Origin of the sequence: Mesobacillus sp. (assembly GCF_049588175.1) — a bacterium.
GTDB lineage: Bacteria > Bacillota > Bacilli > Bacillales > Cytobacillaceae > Mesobacillus.
Window position 1 is genome coordinate 1 of sequence record NZ_JBAVFI010000495.1, and the last position, 1872, is coordinate 1872.

The window sequence follows — 1872 nt, forward strand, 5'->3', positions numbered from 1 at the left end:
GTCCACCGTTGGCCTTTAGCAAGAGTCTTTTTCCTAAGTTTGAATCAAGAGCTTTTTTGATATCCGATAATGTTTTTGGCATTCGCTCCACCTCACTGTGTAAAAGTATAACACACTGATACCATTACGTCAAACAAAAACATAAATTATAACAGTACCTAAAAATAAAAGTCAATATTTTTTCGTCTTCTTTTTCTTCTAATTTTCAACATTTTTAGAGTAGCCTTTATCACGGTAAAATATGTACACCAATCCATAAAAAAACGCCGGACGAGACTGGACAACAGTCTTTACTCCGGCGAATTCTTTTTATATGGCATTCCTGTTCTCAGTACTCCTTTTGTTTCAATGCCTCCTAGCCCCTTATCACCTGTCAGTGTATTCCTCAATACATCCCAGACATTGATGCGCTCCATAAAAGGAGTAAAACTAATTTTAGCCACTATATAAACAGGATCAAGAGCATGAATATTAACCCTTGATGGCGAACTGGCGAAATTTGCCCCAGCATGGATCAGCGATTCAAAATGGGACTGGCAGGCCCCTGCAAAGATGACGAGCTGGTCAAGATGGGGAATCTTTCTCCTTGCTTCCCTGACAGTCTGGACAAAATGTTTAGAATGGCGATAAGCATTCAGGTCATCCATTGGCCCTTTAGACTTTGAATAAGCGTCATGCCCGGTGATGACCAAAATATCCGGCCGGTAATAATCGATCAGTTTGCCGACTTTTTCTGGCATTTCCTTTTCATTGCAATGGATGCCGTATACCGGAACGCCGACTTTCTCATAAAGAGTCAGGCACTTCTTTAAATAATTTGGGTCCCCATCTACATGGAGCACCTTTCCAGGCATCTGAAAATAATTATAGGATTTGCTATATCCCTCGGTAGCTTCATATTCCTGCTTTTGCTGCAGTAAATCAACATCCTGTCGAAAAAGCTTATATGACTGTTCCTCAAGTGACCGGAATTCCTTCGTCAGCCTCATGCGCACATTTTGATCGATTTTCAATAAATCCTCATAGGGCGCATCGGCGATCAGCCGGAAATCCTCACCATATAATATCGCGATTTTCTTGCCATTTATATCTCTGATATCGATTACCCGGAACATAATATCGCATTGATACGAAACCCTGCCGACGATATCCATGAGGTTAATGTTCACAATCGTCACTCCAATTGCCCCGCACAATAGGCTGCGCTAAATGGTTTTCAATCATAAACTATGCAAAAACCCATAGACATGTGATTATGTGCCCGGAATCTGATGTGCATTCTGTTAGCTTATATCAGGATTTGATTTTCGGAGTGTCTAGGAAGGAGTTTCCTAACTTTTTAACTATATTCCTAACTGCTATATTTCAGTACCCTGCGTCTGGCATAGAAAAAAGCCCGGACTCATCCGGACTTTAATTAATGAAAATAAGGATACAGGGCCTCACACAGCCTTGCAAATTCTTCGATGGATAAAGTCTCTCCCCTACGGGATTCGACAATTCCAGCCTGTTGGAGCGCGGCAAGTATGTCTTCTTTTTTCTGTTTTCCGTTTGGAAGCTGACTTATCAGATTATTCAATATCGTTTTCCTTCTCTGAGCGAAGCTTGATCTTGTAACGTGGAAGAAGAACGATTCATCGGTTACTTTAACAGGCGGTTCATCATGCAATGTCAGCCTGATGACAGCGGAATCTACGTTAGGCTGAGGCATGAATACCGTCTTGGGCACAATCATGACAATCTCAGCTTTTGTGTAGTACTGGACAGCAATGGACAATGAGCCATACTCCTTCGTCCCAGGCTTTGCAGAAATCCGATCCGCAACCTCCTTCTGTAGCATGCAGACAATTCCCCTGATTGGCAGCCTTTCCT

2 protein-coding genes and 1 pseudogene are annotated in these 1872 nt (G+C 42.1%); all 3 read right to left on the reverse strand.

The window, feature by feature from the left end; genetic code table 11:
• Window positions 1-82 (reverse strand): annotated as a pseudogene (locus tag WB217_RS12055) (ABC transporter permease); the annotation flags it as partial.
• Between the two features lie 208 nt (window positions 83-290).
• On the reverse strand, window positions 291-1154 hold the full coding sequence (yabG, locus tag WB217_RS12060; RefSeq protein ID WP_423993467.1) for a sporulation peptidase YabG: 864 nt from the start codon (window positions 1152-1154) through the stop codon (window positions 291-293).
• Window positions 1155-1417: 263 nt separating this feature from the next.
• Window positions 1418-1872: ribosomal RNA small subunit methyltransferase A (locus tag WB217_RS12065; protein ID WP_423993466.1), on the reverse strand; the 455-nt coding region annotated here is incomplete at its 5' end.

Bases quoted from the DNA above. Each gene is read 5' to 3' on its own strand.
- yabG (WP_423993467.1), bottom strand. From the start codon at position 1,154: ATGGATATCGTCGGCAGGGTTTCGTATCAATGCGATATTATGTTCCGG.